The organism is Achromobacter agilis (genome assembly GCF_900496965.1).
In the GTDB taxonomy this organism is placed as follows: Bacteria; Pseudomonadota; Gammaproteobacteria; order Burkholderiales; family Burkholderiaceae_B; genus Achromobacter; species Achromobacter agilis.
The window spans coordinates 136,105-152,600 of the sequence record NZ_UFQB01000016.1; the positions used below are offsets into that span (position 1 = coordinate 136,105).

The 16,496-nt window shown below is 66.0% G+C and carries 17 protein-coding genes; 9 read left to right on the forward strand and 8 right to left on the reverse strand.

All coding sequences use genetic code 11. The features are described from left to right. Nucleotides 1–21: 21 nt before the first annotated feature. Genes AGI3411_RS18985 through AGI3411_RS19000 form a run of 4 tightly spaced genes read right to left on the reverse strand, consistent with a single transcriptional unit; the run spans nucleotide 22 to nucleotide 3,773 of the window. Nucleotides 22–813: an ABC transporter permease gene (locus AGI3411_RS18985; RefSeq protein ID WP_129528888.1), complete on the reverse strand. Its 792-nt coding sequence runs from the start codon at nucleotides 811–813 to the stop codon at nucleotides 22–24. Next, entirely contained in the window at nucleotides 810–1,658 is an 849-nt protein-coding gene (locus AGI3411_RS18990; protein ID WP_129528889.1) for an ABC transporter permease, read from the reverse strand. Before AGI3411_RS18990 ends, AGI3411_RS18985 begins: the two co-directional genes overlap by 4 nt. Beyond that, complete coding sequence (locus AGI3411_RS18995; protein WP_129528890.1) at nucleotides 1,655–2,707, reverse strand: ABC transporter ATP-binding protein; 1,053 nt, start codon at nucleotides 2,705–2,707, stop codon at nucleotides 1,655–1,657. The genes AGI3411_RS18990 and AGI3411_RS18995 overlap by 4 nt, the downstream gene beginning before the upstream one ends. A 13-nt stretch (nucleotides 2,708–2,720) precedes the next feature. Continuing rightward, a complete protein-coding gene (locus AGI3411_RS19000) occupies nucleotides 2,721–3,773 on the reverse strand; it encodes an ABC transporter substrate-binding protein (protein WP_129528891.1) in 1,053 nt (350 codons plus the stop codon). Between the two features lie 138 nt (nucleotides 3,774–3,911). On the opposite strand from AGI3411_RS19000, the gene AGI3411_RS19005 reads away from it, so the two are divergent. From AGI3411_RS19005 to AGI3411_RS19025, 5 genes are all read left to right on the forward strand, one after another. Continuing rightward, entirely contained in the window at nucleotides 3,912–4,994 is a 1,083-nt protein-coding gene (locus tag AGI3411_RS19005) for a GlxA family transcriptional regulator (protein ID WP_129528892.1), read from the forward strand. A 56-nt stretch (nucleotides 4,995–5,050) separates the two neighbouring features. Beyond that, nucleotides 5,051–5,761 carry a glutathione S-transferase gene (locus AGI3411_RS19010; protein WP_129528893.1) on the forward strand — a complete coding sequence of 237 codons (711 nt, stop codon included), beginning with the start codon at nucleotides 5,051–5,053 and terminating at the stop codon, nucleotides 5,759–5,761. Nucleotides 5,762–5,836: 75 nt separating this feature from the next. Further along, nucleotides 5,837–6,061: a DUF1653 domain-containing protein gene (locus AGI3411_RS19015; RefSeq protein WP_129528894.1), complete on the forward strand. Its 225-nt coding sequence runs from the start codon at nucleotides 5,837–5,839 to the stop codon at nucleotides 6,059–6,061. 4 nt (nucleotides 6,062–6,065) lie between these two features. Continuing rightward, nucleotides 6,066–6,686 (forward strand): 3'-5' exonuclease, encoded by a 621-nt coding sequence (locus tag AGI3411_RS19020; protein WP_129528895.1) that lies wholly within the window; start codon nucleotides 6,066–6,068, stop codon nucleotides 6,684–6,686. A 27-nt stretch (nucleotides 6,687–6,713) separates the two neighbouring features. Next, nucleotides 6,714–7,073, forward strand: a complete 360-nt coding sequence (locus AGI3411_RS19025; RefSeq protein ID WP_129528896.1) for a nucleotide pyrophosphohydrolase — start codon at nucleotides 6,714–6,716, stop codon at nucleotides 7,071–7,073. A 3-nt stretch (nucleotides 7,074–7,076) separates the two neighbouring features. Here AGI3411_RS19025 and AGI3411_RS19030 read toward each other — a convergent pair whose 3' ends face one another. Continuing rightward, nucleotides 7,077–7,367 (reverse strand): antibiotic biosynthesis monooxygenase family protein, encoded by a 291-nt coding sequence (locus AGI3411_RS19030; RefSeq protein ID WP_129528897.1) that lies wholly within the window; start codon nucleotides 7,365–7,367, stop codon nucleotides 7,077–7,079. A 466-nt stretch (nucleotides 7,368–7,833) separates the two neighbouring features. Here AGI3411_RS19030 and AGI3411_RS19035 point away from each other — a divergent pair, with 466 nt between their 5' ends. Both AGI3411_RS19035 and AGI3411_RS19040 read left to right on the forward strand, forming a co-directional pair. Further along, nucleotides 7,834–8,304: a hypothetical protein gene (locus AGI3411_RS19035; protein ID WP_129528898.1), complete on the forward strand. Its 471-nt coding sequence runs from the start codon at nucleotides 7,834–7,836 to the stop codon at nucleotides 8,302–8,304. A 44-nt stretch (nucleotides 8,305–8,348) separates the two neighbouring features. Then, on the forward strand, nucleotides 8,349–9,023 hold the full coding sequence (locus tag AGI3411_RS19040; RefSeq protein ID WP_129528899.1) for a hypothetical protein: 675 nt from the start codon (nucleotides 8,349–8,351) through the stop codon (nucleotides 9,021–9,023). Between the two features lie 38 nt (nucleotides 9,024–9,061). Here the strand turns inward: AGI3411_RS19040 and AGI3411_RS19045 are convergent, their stop codons facing one another. Then, nucleotides 9,062–11,479 (reverse strand): DUF3772 domain-containing protein, encoded by a 2,418-nt coding sequence (locus AGI3411_RS19045; RefSeq protein WP_129528900.1) that lies wholly within the window; start codon nucleotides 11,477–11,479, stop codon nucleotides 9,062–9,064. Between the two features lie 235 nt (nucleotides 11,480–11,714). Further along, on the reverse strand, nucleotides 11,715–12,632 hold the full coding sequence (locus AGI3411_RS19050; RefSeq protein WP_129528901.1) for a LysR family transcriptional regulator: 918 nt from the start codon (nucleotides 12,630–12,632) through the stop codon (nucleotides 11,715–11,717). 245 nt (nucleotides 12,633–12,877) lie between these two features. Between AGI3411_RS19050 and AGI3411_RS19055 the strand changes: the two genes are divergently transcribed. Continuing rightward, complete coding sequence (locus tag AGI3411_RS19055; protein WP_129528902.1) at nucleotides 12,878–14,395, forward strand: acetyl-CoA hydrolase/transferase family protein; 1,518 nt, start codon at nucleotides 12,878–12,880, stop codon at nucleotides 14,393–14,395. A 27-nt stretch (nucleotides 14,396–14,422) separates the two neighbouring features. Here the strand turns inward: AGI3411_RS19055 and AGI3411_RS19060 are convergent, their stop codons facing one another. Beyond that, a complete protein-coding gene (locus tag AGI3411_RS19060) occupies nucleotides 14,423–15,361 on the reverse strand; it encodes a LysR substrate-binding domain-containing protein (protein ID WP_129528903.1) in 939 nt (312 codons plus the stop codon). A gap of 124 nt (nucleotides 15,362–15,485) precedes the next feature. Here AGI3411_RS19060 and AGI3411_RS30420 point away from each other — a divergent pair, with 124 nt between their 5' ends. Beyond that, nucleotides 15,486–15,812, forward strand: coding sequence for a hypothetical protein (locus AGI3411_RS30420; RefSeq protein WP_244240391.1), 327 nt, complete (start codon nucleotides 15,486–15,488; stop codon nucleotides 15,810–15,812). Nucleotides 15,813–16,496: the final 684 nt, after the last annotated feature.

Genomic DNA, 16,496 nt, shown 5'->3' on the forward strand with positions numbered 1-16,496 from the left:
AAGTAGGAAAGAGAAGAAGGGTTATTTGCCGCGTTCGGACAGCATGTCCAGTCCGACGGTCAAATCCAGGATGACGATGGCGATCACCGCGGCCACGATCGTGGCGCCCGATACGGCCGCGATGGTCGGATCTATCGTGTATTGCACATAGTTGAAGAGCTTCACGGGGATCGTGTTCAGGTCCGCCGTCGTGTTGAAGATGGACAACTCCACGTTGATCCAGGAAGAGATGAACGCGAAGATCGAGCCGGTGACGATGCCAGGCCGGATCTGGGGCAGCACCACCAGGAAGAAGGTGGTCCATGGGTTGGCACCGAGGTCCGCGGAGGCCTCCTCCAGGGCGCGCTGTTCCGGCGTCAGCAACGTCAGCGTCGACCGCAGCACGAAGGGCGCAATAATGACGATGTGCCCGATCAGGAGGGACAGGAAGCTGCGTGTCAGGCCGAAGTAGGCGCCGTATTGCAGCAGGGCCGCGCCCAGCACGATGTGCGGCAGCACCAGCGGCGACATCAGCACGGAAGTCAGCGCCGCCTTGCCCGGGAACGCGTACCGCGCCAGCGCCAGGGCGGCCGGTACCGTCAGCACCACCGCCGCAGCCGTGGCCGCCAGCGCCAGCACGGTGCTGGTCGTGAACGCGGCGACGTAACCGGCCTCGATCAGCAGGGTGCGGTACCACTCCAGCGTCCAGCCCTGGGGCGGGAACGCCAGATAGGGCGTGGCGGTGAACGAAGCGCCCAGGATGACCACGAGCGGCAGGGCCAGGTAGGCCAGCACGCCCAGGGCGAACAGGCGTATCAGGTGGCGGAACATCATCGCGCGGCTCCAGGCAGGACGGCGGCGCGGTTCGCCAGCGCGACCAGGATCAGGGTGAACACCAGCAGCACCATGCTCAGGGCGCCGCCGTAGTGGAAGTCGAACACCGTGCTGTATTGCTGGAAGATCAGCATGGACAGCACCGATACGCGGCCGCCGGACAGCAGCGCCGGCGTCACGTATGCGCTGACGGCCAGGGTGAATACGATGATGGCGCCCGACACCACGCCCGGCAGCGTCAGCGGCCAGGTGATGTGGAAGAACGTCGCCGCCGGGCTGCCGCCCAGGTCGGCGGAAGCCTGTTCGCAGGCGGGGTCGACCCGCGCCAGCGCGTTGCCCACCGCCAGCACCACGAAGGGCAGCAGCACGTAGACCATGCCGATCAGGATGCCGGTTTCCGTGCCGATGAAGCGTACGGGACGGTCGGCGGCACCCATGCCGACCAGGGCCTGGTTGACCAGGCCGTTGCGGCCCAGCAGCACCATCCAGCCGAAGGCCCGCACGATATTGCTGGTGAACAGCGGCACCACCAGCAGGATCACGCAGAAGCGGCGCCAGGCTTTCCAGCGCACCACGCGCACCAGGTACCAGGCCAGGGGATAGCCCAGGATCACGCAGGCGACCGTGGTGAAGAATGCCAGCCGGAAGGTCACCAGTATCACGTCCCAGTGGTACTGGTCGGCCAGCACGCGCATATATTGCTGCGCGGTCAGGGGCAGTCCGTCGGGGCCGCCCGTGATGCTGGCCAGGGCCACCACCGCGAGCGGCGCCAGGAAGAAGGCCGCGAAGAACAGGACTGGTGCCGCCAGCAGCAGGCAGGGCGAATGCCAGGCGCGGGAGTTCATGGCCGCTCGCCGATCAGGTGCAGGCTTTCCGGCTCGAACGCCAGGCCGGTCACCGCGCCGGGGCCCAGGCCGGACGGCGCGATGCCGCCGTGGCGGGCCACCACGGTCTGCTCGCCGATATCCACGTGGATCATGCTGTGGCTACCCACGTTGATCACGTCGGTCACCGTGCCGGTCAGTCTTGCCGCGGCCGCGTCGTCGCTCAGGCGCAGGTCTTCCGGACGCAAGACGGCGACGCCGCGCGCGGGCGCGGCAAGGTTGCCGAACGGCACGCGCAGCCCCTGGGCGTCCAGCAGCAAGGTGCCGTCGCCGGACGCGGAGTAGGCCATGAAGTTGGCGTCGCCGATGAACTCGGCCACGAAGCGGGTGGCGGGCTGGCGGTAGATATCGGTGCCCGTTCCCACCTGCTCGATCTTGCCGGCGTGCATGACCACCACCTTGTCGGCCATGGTCATGGCTTCTTCCTGGTCGTGCGTGACGAAGATGAAGGCGATGCCCAGCTTGGCTTGCAGGTGCTTGAGCTCCAGCTGCATCCGCTTGCGCAGCTTCAGGTCCAGCGCGGAAAGCGGCTCGTCCAGCAACAGCAGCTTGGGCTGGTTCACGATGGCGCGGGCCAGCGCCACACGCTGCTGCTGGCCGCCGGACATTTCGCGGGGATAGCGCGGGCCGAAGTCGGCCAGGCCCACCATGTCCAGCGCCGCGCGGGCGCGCGCCGCCGCCTCGGAGCGCGAGGCGCCCTGGCGGCGCGGGCCGTAGGCTACGTTCTCCAGCACGCTCATGTGCGGGAACAGCGCGTAGTTCTGGAAGACTGTATTCAGCGGCCGGTGGTGGGCGGCCAGCCGGCTGATGTCCTGGCCTTCGATCAAAATGCGGCCGGATTCGGGTTTCAGGAATCCGGCGATCGAGCGCAGCAGAGTGGTCTTGCCGCAGCCGCTGGGGCCCAGCAGCGCCACGAATTCCCCCTGTTGGACTTCCAGGCCGATGCGGTCGAGCGCCTGGTAGGCGCCAAATCGCATCGACACGCCGTCGATGGTAAGCAAAGCGGACATGTTCGGCCTCGGACTAGCGCTTGCGGGCAACCTGGCGGTTCCAGGCGTCCGTGACCTCGGCGCGACGGCTGTTGATGATGTTCCAGTCGAACAGGCTGAGGTTCTTCACCGAGCCGTCCGCGCCCCACGGCAGCTTGCGGGCGACGTCCTTGGGCACCTGGACATCCTTGATCGCGGGCCCCAGATAGAGGCGCGCGGCCAGGCAGGCGGCCGCGTCCTGCGTCAGGGCGGTGTCGATGAACTTCTGCGCTGCGGCCTTGTTCGGCGCGCCCTTGACCAGGTGCAGGCGCGCGTCCGTGGCCCAGGCGCCTTCCTTGGGCACGGCGAAGCCGATGGGCAGGCCCTTGTCGATCAGGTCCCAGGCGCCCACGTTGAAGTGCGCGCCGATGATGGCTTCGCCGCTCTGGTAGGCGTTGGTGGCCGCGCCGGAGCTGTCGAAGAACAGCGCGGTGTCGAGGCTGGCGAGCTTGGCATACAGCGGCGCCAGGTTGGACGGATCGACGGAGAAGACCCGGGCCAGGAAGAAAACGAACGTCACGCCGGACGAATTCGCGGGCGAGGGAATGGCGACGGCGCCGGCGTACTCGGGCTTCCAGAGGTCCTTCCAGCTGGCTGGCGGCTGCGGCACGTCCTTGGTGTTGTAGGCGATGCCCAGCGAGTAGTAGCCGGAGCTGACGGCGTAGGCGGCATCGCCGTTGCGATACACACCCTGGTCGATGACGTTCTTCAGGTTGGGAATGGCGGCGGGGTCCAGCGCATCCAGCACGCCGGCCTCGGCCGCCAGTTCGCTGATGCCGCCGTCCATCCAGGCCACGTCGATCGTGGGCGCGCCCTTCTGCTGCTGCAGCTTCGCCAGCGTCGTGGTCGAGGTGCCGACTTCGGGCACCACGGCGACGCCCGTCGCCTTGGTATAGGGGTCGGCGACGCAGGTGCGGAAGGCGTCGCCCCAGTTGCCGCCGTACCAGGCGACGATGATTTTCTGCTGCTGCGCCAGCGCCTGGCTGGCCGCGAGCAATCCGGCGCCCAGCAGGGCGGCGCGGACGGCGCTGCGGGTAAGTGTTGCCATGTTGGAATCCCCTTGTGAATGTGCCGGCCCGTTCCGTTGCTTGCCAGCGGCCGCGGATACGGAGCCATAGGCGCATCTTGGGCGATCCCAGGGAAAACCAGCTTGAAGGCGCGGGACATAAACTTGAATAATTGCGACATGGATACCGCAACATCCGCCGCGTCCGCGCCTTTTCCCTATGGCGACGGCCCGCAAGCGCCCACTCAGGGGAAACCCGCACTTACCATCGGCATCGTGCTGCTGGACCAGTTCACGCTTGCCGCGTTCGCGGGCCTGGTGGACGTGCTGCGGCTGGCGGGTGACCACGGCGGGCGCAGCCGCCAGATCCACACGGCGTGGCGCGTCATGAGCTGGGACGGCAAACCGCGCCGATCCAGCGCGGGCCTGACGATCGACGTGGCCGACAGCCTGCCGGCCGACCTGTCCCAGTTCGACTACGTGGCCGTTTGCGGCGGCAACGACTATTTCAACGAACACATGCCCGAGCGCCTGCGCGACTGGCTGCGTCAGGCGGCCATGCAGCGCGTCCGGTTGCTGGGAATCTGCACGGGCACGTTCGCGCTGGCGCAGGCGGATGTGATCGGGCCGCGCACGGTTTGCGTCCATTGGAATGTGCTGGACACTTTTCGCGAACGGTTTCCGCAGACCCGCGCGGTGGTGGACCGGCTGTTTGTAGACGAGGGCGACCTGATTTCCTGCGCGGGATCCACCGCCGCCATCGACCTGGCCCTCTACCTGGTGGCCCGGCATTGCGGGCGCGACAAGGCCCAGCAGGCCGTGCGGCACATGATGCTCCAAGGCGTGCGGCCGGGGCGCGTGCCGCAGGCCCATTTCCATACGGACCTGTCGGGCATCCAGGACCTGCGTGTCCGCCAGGCCGCGCACTTCATGGAGCAGCGTATCGACAGCCCGCCGCCGCTGGACGCGATCGCGCGGTACGTCGGCGTGGGGCGCAGGCAGCTCGAACGCGCATTCCGCGTGGCCACCGGGATGTCGCCCATGGCGTTCCAGCGGCAACTGCGGCTGGAATATGGCAGCTGGCTGCTGCTGAATAATCCGTGCAGCATCACCCAGATCGCCCTGGATTGCGGCTTTGCGGACGGCGCGCACTTTTCGCGCGACTTCCGCGCGCACTTCGGCCTGTCCCCCAGGCAGTACCAACAGGCCCGCGGCATGCAGGCAGCCGCCGAGGAAGGCGAGATCAGCGTATTTCCCGCATAGCGTGAACAGGCCCCGGACGGCACCGGCCCCGGCCTTCATCCACAGAAGGAGACAGCATGACTTACGACCTCTGGTATTGGGATGGCATTCCCGGGCGCGGGGAATTCGTGCGCCTGGCGCTGGAAGCGGGGGACATCCCCTACCGCGAATGCGCGCGCGAGCCAGGCGCCGACGAAAACACGCTGGCCGAGGATCTGAGTTCCCCCCGCAAGCATCCACCGTTCGCGCCGCCTTATCTCGTGGCGGGGACAATGACGCTGGCGCAGACCGCGAACATTCTGCTGTTTCTGGGAGAGAAGCACGGCCTGGCGCCGGCGTCCCTGGAAGGACGCCTGTGGGTGAACCAGCTGCAGCTCACCATCGCGGACATGGTGGCCGAAGCGCACGACACGCATCACCCCATCTCCGCCAGCGAATACTACGAAGACCAGAAGGAAGAGGCGGCGCGGCGCGCGCGCAGCTTCCGCGAAGAGCGGATGCCGAAGTTCCTGGCTTACTTCGAGGCGGTGCTGGACGGGCAGGGCGCCTGGCTGGCCGGCGGCAAGGGTTGGACCTATGTGGACCTGTCCTTGTTCCACCTGGTCGACGGCCTGCTTTATGCTTTCCCCAAGCGCATGTCGACCCTGGCCGCGCGCTATCCGAAGGTTATGGCGCTGCATGCGCGGGTGGCGGCGCTGGCGGAATTGCAGCCGTATTTCGAAAGCGGCAGGCGCCTGCCTTTCGGCGCAGGGATTTTCCGGCGCTATCGCGAATTGGATGCGCTATAAAGACGGTATTGTCTGAACCCGCAGGCCCGGGCAGGAACCTTCCCGCCCGGGCCGCGCCATTTGCGGCCACTGTCCATGACCGAATCCGAAGCCTTGGCTCTCGCCTCGCACCGCCATTACAAGGGCGGCCTCTACCTCTACCTGGGCACCGCCCGCCATTCCGAAACCGAGGAATCCATGGTGGTGTATGAACACCTGTGGCCGCACGAGCGCGGGCTGTGGGTGCGCCCCGCGGCGTTGTTCTTCGGCCAGCTGGCCGACGGTTCGCCCCGTTTCGCGCCCTTGCGGCCCGCGGAGTAAGGCCGTGACGTTCTTCTATCGGCGGCCGCGCGCAAGCGGCGCGGCGCCCCGCCGCGCGGCGGCGGGCGGCAAGGCCGGGGCCGCGGCCCTGGCCGATGCGCTGCAGGCCTTGCGCGGCCCATTCATCGTGGCCGACCTGGAAACCACCGGCCTGTCCACGGCCACCTGCGAGATCCTGGAGTTCGCCGCCGTGCGCGTGGATACGTCGGGTGCGCTGGAACGCGAATACACGCAGGTGGTGCGCACGCGCGGCCCGGTTCCGTCCTTCATCACGCGGCTGACCGGCATCACGCAGGCGGAAGTCGATCGCCATGGCGTGCCGGTTGTGCAGGCGTTTTCTTCGTTCCTGGATTTCGTCGAAGACCTGCCCGTGTTTTTCCACAATGCGTCTTTCGACCGGCGCTTTCTGGGCGCCGCGGCAGACCAGACCGGCCTGCCGTTTTCGAACGCTACCCATTGCACGCTGGCGCTGGCCCGCCGCGCCTGGCCCGAGCTGCCCTCGCACAAGCTGGAGATTCTGGCGCGCCACGTCGGCGCGTCGGATCCCACCCACCGGGCGCTGGCAGACGTGCGCACCACCGTCGCCGTGGCGCTGGCGGCCAGCGCGCAGCTCGGGGCGGCCTGACGCGGCCATTTCAACTCAGGAGCCGGGATGTCCGACCTGCAACAGATCAAACTTGCCGTCCGCCGGTTCACGGCGGAGCGGGACTGGCAGCCCTATCATTCGCCGAAGAACCTGGCCATGGCCCTGGCTGGCGAGGCGGGGGAGCTGGTGTCGCTGTTCCAGTGGCTGAGCGAAGCCGAGTCGCGCAGCATGCCGCCCGAGCGGCTGGCTGACGCCGCGGACGAGATCGCCGATGTGCAGATGTACCTGGTGGCGTTGGCGGATCAGCTGGGCATCGACATCGCCGATGCGGTGGCGGGCAAGATGGTGAAGAACGCCACAAAATATCCGGCGGATCGTTTTCGCGGCAGCGCGCGCAAGTACGACGATCCGCCCGGAACGCCCTAGGCCTTACAGCACCTTCTGTTCGTGATGCACTTGGGGCGGTTCGACAAAGAAGCCCGCCACCAGCTTGCGCCATTCCTGGAAATCCGTGGACTCGCGGAAATCGACCATGTGGTTTTCCACGGTTTCCCAGTCCACGACCAGCGTGTAGCGCTGCGGCTGCTCGATGCTGCGGTACAGCTCTACGCCGTGGCATCCGCGGGCCCGCAAGAATAGCGGCTTCGCCTGCGCGACGCCTGCCTCGAACAGCGCTTCCTGTCCTTCGCGGACGTGGATGCTGGCAATCTCCTGGATCATGATTCTGTCTCCGTGCGACGAGGGGGCCGGGTAGCGCCCGGCGGCCGGAATAGTATGGCCGAAAAATCCGGATTCAGCCTTTCGACAGGCTGGCTCGGAACCGGCCCGGCCCCATCGCCCGGGCGCGCTAGGGAAGTTGCCCGAACCGCGGGCCGGCGATCTCCTCCATTGAGCGGAGCGCTTCCGCGCGCGGGATTCCTCCCGCACATTCCGCGTCGTCCATATGCACGGTCCGGCGAGCGGTATTCGCAAATTTCGCCGCATGTGTTACCGCCAATGCTCGTCCGCGCGGAGGCGGTCGCCTGTTTAGCCGATATCGATGTGTCTACGACGGCGCAATCATTCCGTACCAATACGAAAGTCCCACGCCTTTCGTCATTGTCCGGAGGGCTGGGAGGTAACGGTCCGCGCCGGTCGGCCACCGGCAACCATGTATCCGTGCATGCACGGATCAGGAGGAGCTCAAATGAAAAAGCTCGCAGCAGTCGCCGCGTTGTCCTTGTTTGCCGCATCGGCCTATGCCACGGGACCGGTCGGCGGGTCCGTGACGGGGCACGCCGGCGCCATCAACGGCACCGCATCGTCCGTTTCCACCGGCAGTTCCGTGGTGGCTACCCAGATCAATGGTTACGGCTCTTCCAGCCAGACCTCGTTCGGCAGCACGGGCGGCATTGCGGAGGTCGGCGGGACCTTCAGCCGCGACGGCACGCAAGTCGTCACCAGCACGCGCCAATACGCCAATAGCGAGTCGTACGGCAGCGTGTCGGGCAACGCGCCCATCATGGTGGGCGACAGCATCGCCAACGGCGGCGCGACGTTCGGAAAGACGGAAACCAGCGCTTCGGCGACGGGTTCGTTCCATGCGGTGAATGTGGGTGCGTTCGGGTCGATACACGGCATTGGCGCGGTGGGCCATGTCGGCGGGTTCAATCACTGACCCAATTATCCGGACGGCTCCGGCCGTCCGGGCGAGGGGACATCATGAAGACTATTGTGTTTGCCATTTCCTTGTCGTTGGCGGCGTTTTCCGCCAGCGCCCAGACCAGCAGTTCCAGTGCCACGACTTCAGCGTCATCGGGCTCGACCAATGCCGGCAACAACCAGGGCATCACGTTCAATTCCAGCAGCAACGGATCCAGCACCCTGCGCACGGCGCCGCCCGTGGGCGGCCAGAGTTTCTATGGTTCTTTTTCGTCCGACAGCTGCATGGTGTCCGCGGGAGGAGGCGGTTCCGTGGTGGGCTTCGGCATGAACCTCGCGATCCCGATCGAGGATCAGAAGTGCAGCTTGCGACGCAATTTCGAACGCACCATGCAGGCCGCCGCCTCCACCAAGGACGCCGATCGCGCGCGCCGGCTGGAAACGGCCGCCATCGACATCCTGTGCCAGACGGACGACCGTACCAAGGCGGCGCTGGTGGCGCAGGGGCTGTGCACCAATCCCGCGTTGACGACGGCCGATCACCGTTTCGACAGCGGCGCGGTTGCGCAGGTCGCGCCGTCGGGGCCGGTCCTGGCCGATCGGCCTATCCCTGCACAGCACGCGGCGCAGGCCTATCCCGTGCGGTCGGTGCAGAGCGCCGCGCTGGCGTCGCCGCCGCTGCGCAATCCCCGGCTCGAGAGGCAGACGTTTGCCGACCTGTACTCCCCCGGCTGAGGGCGAACGCCTTGTCCCGCCGGATCTGTACCGCGCGGCTAGGATCCGGCCGGCGGCGGGACTGCGGTGGGCGCCGCCTCGGGCACCGAGGGCAGTTGCGGGACCGAGGCGAGCAGCATGGTGGGCGGCGACGACACTTCCAGCCCGGCGTCGTGCAGCCGCTTGAGCACGGTGAACAGCAGGGCGCTGCGCACGCCATAGGCCGCCCGGGGCGAAGACACGTAGCCCTTCGCATTGAAGATCAGATTGCCGCCCTCGATGCCGTCCAGGAATACGTTGGGCACGGGCGTTTCCAGCACATCCTCGTGATCTGCGAAGGCCTGCAGAATCAGCTCGCGCACTTGTTCCGCGTCGGTGGACAGCGGCAGCGGCATTTTGATCTGCACCAGCCCCAGCGGGTTCGAGCGGGTAACGTTGCGCACCGTCTTGGTGACGAATTCCGAGTTTGGAACGATTACCGTCGACCGGTCTCCCATCTGGATTTCCGTGGCGCGCACGTTGATGCGCAGGATGTCGCCTTCCACGCCGCCCAGCGATACCCAGTCCCCCACCTTGACCGGACGTTCGGCCAGCAGGATCAGGCCCGACACGAAGTTCTGGACGACCGCCTGAAGGCCGAAACCGATACCGACCGACAGCGCGCTGGCGATCCACGCCACGCGTTCCAGGCCGATGCCCGCCGCCGATAACGACAGCGCCACGGCGAGCACGACACCCGCATAGCCGAACAGCGTGGCGGCCGACAGCTGCATGCCCGGGTCCAGTTCGGTCGTGGGCAGGTAGCGGTTGGACAGCCAGCGTTTCAGCACCTTCACGCTGAGCAGGGACAGCCCCAGCACCAGCAGCGCCTGCAGGACGGCTCCCGGGCGGATCTGCGCTTCGCCGATGGCCAGGCCCTTGCGCAACTGGTCGAAGCGTTGCAGCAGGTCCATCGGGGCTTCGCCGAAGGGCGCCAGCAGCAGGGTGATGGCAAGCAGCCCGACCGCGACCCGGCCGACGCCCGACAGCAGCACCGCCGCCTGATCGCGCATGCTTGGCGCCTCGTGCTCGCTCCCATCGCGATGAGACGTCCCCAGCAGCGTGCCGAACCCGTCCTCGATCAGTGTCGAGGCCAGGTAGGCGGAGGCCAGCACGATCAGCGTCCACAGCACCTGCTTGACCAGGAAGCTGCCGAACGCGACATAGCCGGCCAGGAGGCTGGCGAGACTCAGGATCAGCACGGTCCAGATGGCGCTCAGCAACAACGACAGCCAGAACGGGATGGGGGTGTCGGTCTCCTGCATGGCCTGCCGGCGCAGCCGGCGGCTGATCGCCAGCACGGCGCCGATCATCGCCATGGTCATGACCGCGACGATGCCGGTCAGCGTGATCGTCGTGGTCAGGCTGGCGTTGAGCAACACCGGCAGGCGCTCGGCCAGCCAGATCATCACCACGAGCACGCCCAGCACGCCGGGCAGCCAACGCAGCCGCGTCGCCACGATGTCGCTGATCGGGGGAAGGCGCCACGATGGCCGGTTCGAGGACAGAAGGGCGTAGCCCAGCCCGGACACGTAGCCGCCGAAACAGACCGTCGCTACCAGGTTCGCCAGCAGGGACGCGGTGTTGTCGGTCAATTGCGAGTTCCAGTCCAGTCCGATATGGATAAGCAGCGCGATGACGCCGGGCGTGGCCACGGCCAGCGCCACGTGCGTGACCGCCAGGAAGGAGCGCCGCAGGCGGCCGGGAGGCACCCGCGTGGCGGTTACGCGCAGCAGGAGGCGGCCGATCCAGATGCGCAGGGCGATGGCCAGCACGGCCGCGGCGGACAGCAGCAGCCAACCCCATTTCGGCGTCTGTTTCACCGCGGCCGACAGATTGTCGCCCAGGGCTTCCAGGCGCTCGAGATCGCGCGGGAACTCTTCCCGGAATTCGGTCCAGAACGGATCCGACAGGAAGGAATCCCGCCGTTCGCCCAGCCGCGCCTGGAACTGTGTGCGGCGTTGGGCCGAGATCTGTTCCGCGGCCTGGCCGGCGTCCACGGACAGCAGCCTGGCCAGCTTGATCTGCGCGTCCAGCGCGCGGTTGCTCTTTTCGAGCTGCGTGCGTTGCGCAGCCACGTCGGGCGCTTCCTTGGCGCCTTCCGGCGGCGTGCCCAGTTCGCTCAGCTTGGCCGCCACGCTGGCCAGCTGCGGCGCCAGCGCTTCGGCCGCCGCGTCGGCCTTGGACTGAATGTCGAGCGCGTCGGCGCGCTGCTGCAGCAGCGCGGCGTCATCGGTTTCGTCGGCGACGCGCTTGCGGATGTCGTCGATCTGCTTGCGCGCCGCGGTCAGCATCGTTTCCGTATCGGCCGGCGTGGGCGGCGGCGCAGCGAAAGCGGGAATCAGGAACAGCGTCAGCAGCAGGGCGGCGATCAGCGCGGCGAACGAGGAATACTTGCGGCGGGCCCGCAAGGGTAGGGGGTGGGGTATCGGTGTCATGTTCTTGGGCGAGTGACTCGCATCGAGGCGGCAGCATAACAAGCCGCCGTCTCGCCCGTTGCAACAAAAACTGGTGCTATGACCCCATTAGAATCGGCGCACGATTTCCGTCAAAACGCCGCGTGCGCAGGCGTATGAAACAGGGTCGGATCGGAGCGGGGGGCCGCGGACAGGCAGGATGGCGCCGCCGCCCGCAATCCAAGTTTACGAGGCCAACGTTTGGATTCAACTCAGGCTAGCGTGAGGCGCCGCGGGCAGGTGTTTTTTTGGGTTTTCCAAGCATCTCGTCGCATACTTCCAGCCAGGCGCGGGCGGCGAAGGACAGGTATCCGGCGTGCTGCCAGATATGGCCCACGTCCCATTGCATGCCCGATTTGGCCAGTTTCGCGGTGCTGAGTCCGCGCGTCTTCATGCGCTGCATCAGCGGCTCGGGCAGCAACGCCACGCCCAGGCCGGCGGAGGCCATGGCCACCAGGAAATCCCAATGGGCGCTCTGGGCCGCGACGCCGGGCTGGAAGCCGGCATCGGCGAAGGCTTGCCGCAGGCGGCGCGTGATGGCGAAGTCGTCCGTGGGGATCAAGAGCCGCGCATCGCGCAGCGCGCTCAGCGGCAGCGAGGTCTTGCCTGCCCAGGGCGCATCGGGCGGGCCGATTACCCAGATGGGGTAGCTGCCGAAGGGCTGGGCGGCCAGCCCGCCGTCGGGCGCGATCGGCAGGATGGTGGCGCCCACTTCCAGTTCTCCGCTCGCGACCAGGCCTTCGACAGCCTGCCCCGTGCCTTCGCGCAAGGTCAGGTGTATGCCGGGATGCCGTTCGCGGAAGCGCTTCACCACCGGGGTGAACAGCAGGTTGATCATCGGCGGAATGCCGACCTCCAGCGCGCCGCGCCGCAGGTCGGTGGTCTGGCGCAACTCTTCGGACAGCTGGCGCATGGTTTCCAGCACCTGCAAACCGCGCTGGTACATGACCCGGCCGGTGTCGGTGGGGCGGGCGGTGTGGCCGTCCCGGATCAGCAGCGGGGTGCCCGCTTCCTCTTCCAGTTGCCGGATCATTTTGCTGACGGTCGATTGCGTCACGAACAGCGCCTTGGCCGCCTGCGTGAAGCTGGCATGCCTGACGGTTTCGACGAAATACCGCAATGCGCGCACGTCCATGGCCCCGCATCTCCTTCGCGCGGCGCGCGAAAACAAGCAAACGATGAAAAAAACGACTGGTTTGGATGATTTTAAGTCATTACGAGATTTTCCCGGGCCTTCCTATACTGCCGAAAATTCGTCCCGGCGCCGGCATGATCCGGCCACGGGACCTCGGGAAACGCCGCGTCAGACGGTGCCTGGGCGCAGAGGCGGCATCGCCGCGCCCCGCCGCCAGCCGTTGGCCCTTGAAATCTGGAGACACCATGCATCTCGACCGTATCCGCCACCCTGGGCTGCGCGCCAAGATCACGTCCGCCGAACAGGCGGCTTTGCTGGTTCAGGACGGCATGACCGTCGGAATGAGCGGTTTTACCCGCGCTGGCGACTGTAAATCGGTGCCGGCGGCGCTGGCGGCCCGCGCCGAGCGCGACCCGCTCTCCATTACGCTGATCACCGGCGCCTCGCTGGGCCACGACACGGACAAGATGCTGGCGCAGGCCAATGCCCTGGCGCGGCGCATGCCGTTCCAGGTCGATACGACGCTGCGCCGCAAGATCAACCAGGGCGAAATCGCCTTCATCGACCAGCACCTGTCGGAAACGGTCGAACAACTGCGCGCGGGCCACATCGGCCCGATCGATGTGGCCATCATCGAGGCCGCGGCGATTACCGAGAGCGGCGCCATCGTACCGACGATGTCGGTGGGCAATTCCGCTTCGTTCGCGCAACAGGCGGACAAGATCATCATCGAACTGAACCTGGGCGTGCCCGCCGCCATCGAAGGCTTACACGACATCTACGTGCCCACCGACCGGCCGGCACGCCAGCCGATCGGGCTGGTGTCCGCGGACCAGCGCATCGGCCAGCCTTTCATCGAGGTGGATCCCGCCAGGATCGCCGCCATCGTCGTTACGCACGAGCCGGACAGCCCGTCCAACGCCTTGCCGCCCGATGAAGAAACCAACGCCATCGCCGGCCACATCAATGCCTTCCTGCGGCGCGAGGTCGATGCGGGCCGCCTGACCAATTCCCTGCTGCCGCTGCAGGCCGGTATCGGCACCATTGCCAACGCCGTGCTGCATGGATTCGAATCGTCCAGCTTCGAGAAGCTGAGAATGTATTCGGAAGTGCTGCAGGACAGCGCCATCGAACTGCTGGACCAGGGCAAGCTGGCGTTCGCGTCGGCATCGTCCATCACGGTGTCCAAGCCCGTCTACGAGAAGATCCTGGCCAACATGGAGCACTACCGCGAACGCATCGTGCTGCGTCCGCAAGAGATCAGCAATGCGCCGGAGATCGTCCGTCGCTTGGGGCTAATCGCGATCAACACCGCGCTGGAATTCGATATCTATGGCAACGTGAACTCCACGCACGTGGGCGGCACGCACATGATGAACGGGATCGGCGGGTCAGGCGATTTCGCGCGCAATGCGCATCTGGCGATCTTCGTATCGAAGTCCATGGCCAAGAACGGCGACATCTCCAGCGTTGTGCCCATGGTTTCGCACGTCGACCACACCGAGCACGACGTGGACGTGCTGGTCACCGAATGCGGGCTGGCGGACTTGCGCGGCCTGGCGCCCCGCGAGCGGGCGCGCGCCATCATCCGGAATTGCGTGCATCCGTCGTACCGCGACGCCCTGCAGGACTACTTCGACCGCGCCTGCGAACGCGGCGGCCAGACGCCGCACCTGCTCGAGGAAGCGTTTTCGTGGCACCAGCGCTTCAACGAGACGGATTCGATGCGGCCTTCGGCACCGGTCGAGCGCAAGGTCGCCTGAAGCCAATGCCGGCGGCCGAGGCCGCCGTTATTTCGCCTGCGGCGGGTCTTCCGTTCTGGGGTCGGAGGTGACCAGGCTGCGGCGGGACATTTCCAGTTCGTCGCGCAGCCATTGTTTCAGCGCGACGAGCGGCCCCCAGTCGCGCAGACTGGGACGATAGACCAGGTGATAGGTCTGCGCCTGCTCGTAATGGACGCTCACGGGAGAGACCTGCACCAGTCGGCCGGCGCACAACGCGTCCGCGGCGAGCAGTTCACGTCCTAGCGTGATGCCCAGCCCCTGCTCGGCGGCTTGTAGCATCATGCCGGCATCATTGAACGAAGCGACCGGCGTGACGGGGGTGCGCAACCCGGCGGCATTGAACCAGTGCTGCCATATTTCGCGTTCGCCCAGCAGGGGCTGGCGTGCAAGGGTCTCCGGCGAGCAGTCGGGAAGCGCGGCGGCGGTGTCCGGCGACGCCAGGACGATCAGCGGCAGCGGCGTGTCGAACAGGGGCTCGGATTCGACGCCGGCCCAGGGCCCCCGGCCAAAGCGCAGCGCCGCATGAAAGCCATCGCGCAGCAGGTCGGCAACCTGTTGGGAGGAATCGATCTCCAGCGCCAGGCCGGGATGGCGGGCCCGCCAGCGAGCCATGCGGGGCAGCAGCCAACGCTGCGCGAATGAAGGAAGCACCGACACCCGCAAGCGCTGTTCATCGCCCGCCGCCGCGGCCGATGCCGCAAGCACTCCCTCATCCAATTGCGTCAAGGCGCCCTGGACGGCGCACAGCAGGGCGGCGCCGGCCGTGTTCAGGACGATGCCCCGTCCGCTGCGTTCGAAGAGCGGAAAACCCAGCTGTTCTTCCAGCCCCTTGATCTGCTGGCTGACCGCGCTGTGGGTCAGGTGCAGCCGTTCGGCCGCCGCGCGCAGGTTCTGCAATTCGGCGACCGCGCGGAAAGCGGGAAGGGTATTCAGGGGCAAACGCATGGCGAACAACCCGAAAAAGCTAGATTGGTCATCATAGCTTACCGATAATCCTAGAACAATTCGATTTTCACCGGCAGGTTGGGCTATTACGCTTACCAAACACGTATCCCATACGGAGTCGACCATGTCTGCACAAGCCTGCCCCTCATCTCCCGTCTCGTTTGCGCCGCCGTCCGCGGAGCGTAAACAGGCCGCGTTGCCGGCCAACAGCGTCTTCAGCCCGGCGCAAGCGGTCCGCCAGGATAGGGCGGCTCCCTTGGGGAGCAGCTTCTTTGGATGGCTATGGTCTTCCTACCGCAAGCATCGCAACGTGGCGCGGTTGCGTAACCTGGCGGTAGAGATGGACGAACATATGCTGCAGGACGTCGGGGCGCCCAACTGGCTGATCAACGAAGCTGCCGTGAACCGCGACCTGACGCGGCGTCGTGACGTGAACTACCTGCGCTGGTAGTTGCGGCCTCTAGGGTCTAGGGATGCCGCAATGCGGCCCCGCCCGCTCTTTTTGCTTCTCTATATATAGAGGGTGGAAAACGAGCCGGCGGGGCCGCTTGTCTTGCCGAAAGTTGTGCTATAGTCTCGCTCCTTCGCGGTTCGGACAGTTTGAACCCCGAAGCCAAGCAAGCAATCATTGCATGGATCGCGCGAATCAGGCAGAAGCCAGTTGCGCAGTTCGAAACAGTGTGCTATAGTCTTGGACTTGGTTGGTGATGACGATTAAGGGTTTACCCTGGATTCACTGGCCACCCGAATTAACCGGGTTGCGAGATACGGTGCAAGTCAGGCGGAAGCCGGTTGCATAATCTGCAAAAATCGTGTTATAGTTTCGGGCTTGGCAGTTGCTGAAAATTCAGGGTTTATCCTGATGTTTCGATAGCTGCTAAAGAGGAAAGGGTCTTGAAGAAGGGTCGTAAAGCGGCCGCGGCAGGAAAGCAAGGCGCGAGTTTGAGAGAAATTTTGAAACAAGCGATGCTGACTTGACAAGCGATAAAAACTTCTTCATAATCTCATTTCTCTGCTGCTGACACAGCAAGCGACGCGAAAGCGTAGCGGCTGGGAAGGCAGGCAGTACAGAATTTAGCAGTACCGCTCTTTAACAATTAAACAACCGATAAGTGTGGGCGCTTGATGCGGGTGC